Origin of the sequence: Hydrogenophaga sp. 70-12 (genome assembly GCF_001897365.1) — a bacterium.
Classification (GTDB): domain Bacteria; phylum Pseudomonadota; class Gammaproteobacteria; order Burkholderiales; family Burkholderiaceae_C; genus Hydrogenophaga; species Hydrogenophaga borbori.
In genome coordinates, this window is sequence record NZ_MKSS01000376.1 from 6,155 (window position 1) to 12,008 (window position 5,854).

A 5,854-nucleotide genomic window follows, 5' to 3' on the forward strand; every position below is an offset into this window, starting at 1 on the left:
ACCTCGACCACCGCTTCACGCCCGCGCCCAGCGCCTTCGAGGGCATCGTGGGCCACGCCAGCGTGGCCGCGCGCCGCCCCGCGCACTACCAGCGCGAGCGCACGCTGTCGGGCCTGTGCGAGGGCCTGCTGCTGCAGGGCCGCGCCGACGGCTACGACCCCCAGGCCCGCCGCCTCGACGAAACCAAGACCCACCGCGGCGACCCGGCCCTCATCGCGCCCAACCGCCAGGCCCTGCATTGGGCGCAGGCGCAGGTCTATGGCTGGCTGCTGTGCGAAGCCGAGGGCCTGGCATCGATCGAACTCGCGCTGGTCTACTACGACATCGACAGTGGCCATGAAACGGTGCACACGCGCCAGGCCACGCGCGAGGCCCTGCAGGTCTTCACGCAAGGCCTGTGCGCGCGCTACCGCGACTGGGCGCGGCAGGAAGCCGCGCACCGCCGTGCGCGCGACGCCGCGCTGGCCGCCACGCCCTTCCCTTTCAGCGACTACCGCGCCGGCCAGCGCGAACTCACCGAGGCGGTGTTCCGCGCCCAGCGCGCGGGCCGCCACCTGCTGGCGCAGGCGCCCACCGGCATCGGCAAGACCGTGGCCACGCTGTTCGGCGCGCTGCGCGCCATGCCGCTGGTGCGCAGCGACCAGTTGCTGGTGCTCACGCCCAAGACCACCGGCCGCGCCATCGCGCTCGATGGCCTGCGCCGGCTGAAGGCCCAGCCGCTGCGCGTGCTGGAGCGCCTGGCGCGCGAAAAGGCCTGCGAGCACCCCGACAAGGCCTGCCACGGCGAGTCCTGCCCGCTCGCGCAGGGCTTCTACGACCGCCTGGACGGCGCGCGCCAGGCCGCCGCGCAGCGCGCCTGGCTGGACCGCGAGGCCCTGCGCGACATCGCGCTGGCGCACCGCGTCTGCCCCTACTACCTCGCCCAGGAAATGCAGCGCTGGGCCGACGTGGTGGTGGGCGACGTCAACCACTGGTTCGACCTCAGCGCCCAAGCCTGGTCGCTCGCCCAGGCCGAGGGCTGGCGCGTGCAGCTGCTGCTCGACGAAGCCCACAACCTGACCGAACGCGCGCGTGCCATGTACAGCGCCGAGCTGGACCCGCAGCGCTTCGGCGCCTGGCGCGCGCAGGCGCCGCTGGCCTTGAAATCCAGCCTGGACGCGGTGCACCGCGCCTGGGGCGCGCTGGCCCTGGACGGGCCCGGCACCACCACGCTCGACGACGCCCTGCCCGCCGCCTTCATGGCCACCCTGGGCCGCCACGCCGCCACGCTCAGCGACTTCATGGCGCGCCACCCGCAGGCCGGCGCCGCGCTGCAGCCCTGGCTGTTCGAGGTCCTGCACTTCCTGCGCGTGGCCGAGCGTTTCGGCGCGCATTCGGTGGTGGAGCGATCGCCCGGCCCACCCGCGCGGCGCGGCAAGCCGCGCCCGCGCCTGGCGCTGCGCTGCCTGCTGCCGGCCGAGCTGCTCGCGCCGCGCTGGGCCGACGCGCACGCGGCCACGCTGTTCTCGGCCACGCTGGCGCCCATGGCGCACACCCAGCGACTGCTCGGCCTGCCCGATCCCGTGGCGCGGCTCGACGTGGCCTCGCCCTTCGACCCGTCGCAGTGGTCGGTGCGCGTGGCGCGCGGCCTGTCCACGCGCTGGGCCGACCGCGCGCGCACCCTGCCGCGCCTGGTGAACGAGCTCGGCGCGCACTACCGCGCACACCCGGGCAACCACCTCGCTTTCTTCAGCAGCTTCGACTACCTCACGCAGGCGCTGGAGGCCTTTCGCGCCGCCCTGCCCGACGTGCCCGTGTGGTCGCAGTCGCGCAGCATGGACGAGGCCGCGCGCGAGGCCTTCATCGCGCGCTTCGCCGAAGGCGGGCGGGGCATGGGCTTCGCGGTGCTGGGCGGCGTGTTCGGCGAAGGCATCGACCTGCCCGGCTCGCGCCTGGTGGGCGTGAGCATCGCCACCCTGGGCCTGCCGCCGCCCGACCCCTTGAGCGAGGCCCTGCGCGAGCGCCTGCAGCAGGCCGGCGCCCAGGGCTGGGCCGATGCCTACCTCTACCCCGGCCTGCACAAGGTGGTGCAGGCCGCCGGCCGCCTGATCCGCACGCCCGAGGACCGCGGCACGCTGCTGCTGCTCGACGAGCGCTTCGCCAGCCCCGAAGTGCGCGCGCTGTTGCCGCCCTGGTGGGGCGTGGGCTGAAGCGGTGGCGGATCAGCCGTCCTGGCGCGCGTCGGGCGCTTCGGCGTCGTCCGGCGGCAGCGGCGTCACCCGCACGCGCGCGATGCGCCGGCCGTCCAGCGCCTCCACCTCGAAGCGCCAACCCGCGCCGTCCACGTGCTGCCCCTGGTGCAGCAGCTCGCCGGCCAGGGAGTGCATCAGCCCCGCCACGGTGGCGTAGCGGCCCCTGTCGTCGTCGGGCAGCGCGTCGATCTCCAGCCTCGACTTCAGCTCGGCCACCGGCATCGCGCCGTCCACCTGCCAGCTGCCGTCCTCGCAAGGGTGCGCCCAGGCGTCCACCGACCGCTCGGGCGAGAGCTCGCCCGTGATCGCCTCCAGCATGTCCAGCGGCGTCAGCAGGCCCTGCACCACGCCGTACTCGTCCACCACGAAGGCCATGCGCGTGGCGCGCGCGCGGAACTGCTCCAGCAATTCCATGCCGGTGAGCGTCTCGGGCACGAACACCGCCGGCTGCGCGAGCGGGCCCACCGGCCCCCGCTCGCCCCCGGCCTGCAGGGCCAGCAGGCGCGGCACGTGGATCACGCCCACCACGTCCTCCAGCCCGCCGCGGCACACCGGGTACCACGAATGCCCCGAGGCCGCGGCCTGACGCACCGCGTCGTCCACGCCGATCGCCGCGTCCAGCCATTCGATGTCCGAGGCCCGCACCATGATGGAGGTGAGCAGGCGTTCGTCCAGGCCGAACACGTTGCGCACCATGCGGTGCTCCTGCGCTTCGATGATGCCGGCGTCCACGCCCTCGGCCAGGCTGGCCTGGATCTCTTCTTCCGTGACCACCTGCGCGGCGCTGTTGTCCACGCGCAGGGCCTTCAGCACCCACTGCGTGGTGTGCGTCAGCAACCACACGAAGGGCTTGGCACCGCGCGCCACCGCCGCCATGGGCCGCGAGACCCAGCGCGCCACGGCCTCGGGGTAGAGCTGGCCGATGCGCTTGGGCACCAGCTCACCGAACACGATGGTGATGAAGGTGATGACCGTGACCACCAGCGCCGTGGCCAGCACGCCGGCCACGCTGTCCTTGAGGCCCAGCGACTGCAACCACAGGCCCAGGTCGTCGCTGAACGCCGCCTCGCCCACGATGCCGTTGAGCATGCCGATGGAGGTGATGCCCACCTGCACCGAGGACAGGAACTGCGTGGGGTTGTCGAGCAGGTCGAGCGCGGTGCGCGCGCCCTTGTCGCCGGCCTCGGCCATGGCCGCCAGGCGGGCCTTGCGGCTGGACGCCAGCGCGAGCTCGGACATCGCGAAAGCGCCGTTGAGCAGCGTCAGGAAAACGATGAGGACGGTATCCATGGCAGGGGCGGTACCCATAATCGGGCGATGGCAATTTATCTCATCGGCGATGTGCAGGGCTGTGACGAGCCCCTGGGCCGCCTGCTGAACCTCGTGGACTTCTCGCCCAGCCGCGACCGCCTCGTGGTGCTGGGCGACCTCATCAACCGCGGCCCCGCCTCGCTCGCCGCGCTGCGCCGGCTGATCGCGCTCGGCGGCAGCGGCCAGTGCCTGCTGGGCAACCACGACCTGCACCTGCTCGCGGTTTCGCAGGGCGTGCGCCGGCCGCACCGCGTGGACACCATCGGCGACATCCTGGCCGCGCCCGACCGCGAAGCCCTGCTCGACTGGCTGCGCCAGCGCCCCCTGGCCCTGATGGAGCGTGGCTGGCTGCTGGTGCACGCCGGCGTTCTGCCGCAGTGGGACGCGGCCGAGGCCCTGCAGCTCGCGCACGAGGTGGAAACCGTGCTGCAGTCCCCCGACTGGGGCGGCTTCCTGCACCAGATGTACGGCAACCAGCCCGCTCGCTGGCACGAGGCCCTGCAGGGCAGCGACCGCCTGCGCGTGATCGTCAACGCCTTCACGCGGCTGCGCTTCTGCACGCCCGAGGGCGAGATGGAGTTCGAGACCAAGGACGGCGCGGGCGCCGCGCCCGAGGGCCACCTGCCCTGGTTCGAGGTGCCTGGCCGCCGCACCGCGAACACCCCCGTGGCCTTCGGCCACTGGTCCACCCTGCGCGGCGTGCACCGGCCGCGCCTGCTGGCGCTGGACACGGGCTGCGTGTGGGGCGGCTGTCTCACGGCCGCGCGGCTGGGCGCCTCGCCGGACGATCTGGAGCGCTTCGAGGTGAACTGTCCCCAGGCGCAGCGCCCGGGGCGGTGAGGGCCGGTCCGGTCAGGACGCGGCCGGCGGCGGCGCGCTGGACTTGAACAGCGCCGGCACCTTGCGCCGCTGCTTGATGTTGGGCGACAGGCCCTTGGGCGCGTTCGCACGCTGCGCGGTTTCCCACTGCGGCGGCGCATCGCCGGCCGGCTTGGCCTCGTAGGGCTGGTCGAAGAAGGGGTCGGCCGGCGCGCGCGCCGCGCGCGGGGCCGGCGCACGGACGCCACGCGGTTCACGCGATTCGCGGGCCTCGCGGTTGTCGGCGCCTTCGCGCCCCGACCCCTCGCGCTGCCAGGCGCGCTGGCCGTCGTTGAAGCGGCCCGCGGGGCGGCGGTCCTGCTCCAGCTCCAGCGCCTCGATCTCCAGCTTCTTGCCCAGCAGCTTTTCCAATTCGCCCACCAGGCGCGCGTCGCGCCCCGAGACAAAGGACACCGCCAGGCCGGAGGCGCCCGCGCGGCCGGTGCGGCCGATGCGGTGCACGTAGTCCTCGGCGTTGAACGGGATGTCGAAGTTGAACACCGCCGGCACGTCCTTGATGTCCAGCCCGCGCGCGGCCACGTCGGTGCAGACCAGCAGGTCGACGTTGCCCTGCTTGAAGGCGTCGAGCGCCTTCAGGCGCTCGTCCTGGCTCTTGTCGCCGTGCAGCGCGGCGGTGTTCAGGCCGTCGCGCTCCAGCGAGCGCGCCAGGCGCGCGCAGCCGAGCTTGCTGTTGACGAACACGAAGGCCTGCTTGAGCCCGCGCTCGCGCAGGATCTGGCGCAGCGTGCCGCGCTTGTCGTCGTCGTCGACGCGGTAGAAGTGTTGCTCGACCGTGGAGGCCGTGGCGTTGGAGCGCGCCACCTCCACCGTGATGGGGTCCTGCAGGTAGCTGCCAGCCAGGCGCTTGATCTCGGGCGAGAAGGTGGCCGAGAACAGCAGCGTGGTGCGCTGCTTGGGCAGGTAGCTCAGGATGCGCTGCAGATCGGGCAGGAAGCCGATGTCGAGCATGCGGTCGGCCTCGTCGAGCACCACGTACTCGACCTGGTTGAGCACGCAGTTCTTGGCCTCGATGTGGTCCAGCAGGCGCCCCGGCGTGGCCACCAGCACCTCCACGCCCTTCTTCAGCTCCAGGGTCTGGGGCTTCATGTCCATGCCGCCGAACACCACGGTGCTGCGCAGCTGCGTGTACTTGGCGTAGAGCTTGACCTGCTCGGCCACCTGGTCGGCCAGCTCGCGCGTGGGCAGCAGCACCAGGGCACGCACCGGGTGGCGCGCGGGCGAGGTGGAGGCGTTCTCGTGCTTGAGCAGGCGCTGCAGCAGCGGCAGGGAGAAGGCGGCGGTCTTGCCGGTGCCGGTCTGGGCCGCGCCCATCACGTCGCGACCGGTGAGCACCTGCGGGATGGCCTGCGCCTGGATGGGCGTCATGGTCTCGTAGCCCATTTCGGCCACGGCCTTCGCGAGCGCGGGCGCGAGGTTGAGTTCGGAGAAGCTTT

At 73.0% G+C, this 5,854-nt stretch carries 4 protein-coding genes; 2 read left to right on the plus strand and 2 right to left on the minus strand.

The features are described from left to right. Positions 1-2,189 (plus strand): ATP-dependent DNA helicase (locus BGO22_RS19270; RefSeq protein WP_286852240.1); only part of this gene is annotated, 2,189 nt, incomplete at its 5' end. 12 nt (positions 2,190-2,201) lie between these two features. Here the strand turns inward: BGO22_RS19270 and BGO22_RS19275 are convergent. Then, positions 2,202-3,521, minus strand: coding sequence for a hemolysin family protein (locus BGO22_RS19275; protein WP_070398954.1), 1,320 nt, complete (start codon positions 3,519-3,521; stop codon positions 2,202-2,204). Between the two features lie 27 nt (positions 3,522-3,548). Here BGO22_RS19275 and BGO22_RS19280 point away from each other — a divergent pair, with 27 nt between their 5' ends. Beyond that, a complete protein-coding gene (locus BGO22_RS19280; protein ID WP_286852241.1) occupies positions 3,549-4,382 on the plus strand; it encodes a symmetrical bis(5'-nucleosyl)-tetraphosphatase in 834 nt (277 codons plus the stop codon). 12 nt (positions 4,383-4,394) lie between these two features. On the opposite strand, the gene BGO22_RS19285 is transcribed toward BGO22_RS19280, so the two are convergent. Continuing rightward, positions 4,395-5,854 (minus strand): DEAD/DEAH box helicase (locus BGO22_RS19285; protein WP_286852242.1); only part of this gene is annotated, 1,460 nt, incomplete at its 5' end.

Excerpts from the sequence above, each read along its gene's own strand:
- BGO22_RS19275 (WP_070398954.1), bottom strand. The coding sequence starts at position 3,521 with ATGGATACCGTCCTCATCGTTTTCCTGACGCTGCTCAACGGCGCTTTC.
- BGO22_RS19280 (WP_286852241.1), top strand. The coding sequence starts at position 3,549 with ATGGCAATTTATCTCATCGGCGATGTGCAGGGCTGTGACGAGCCCCTG.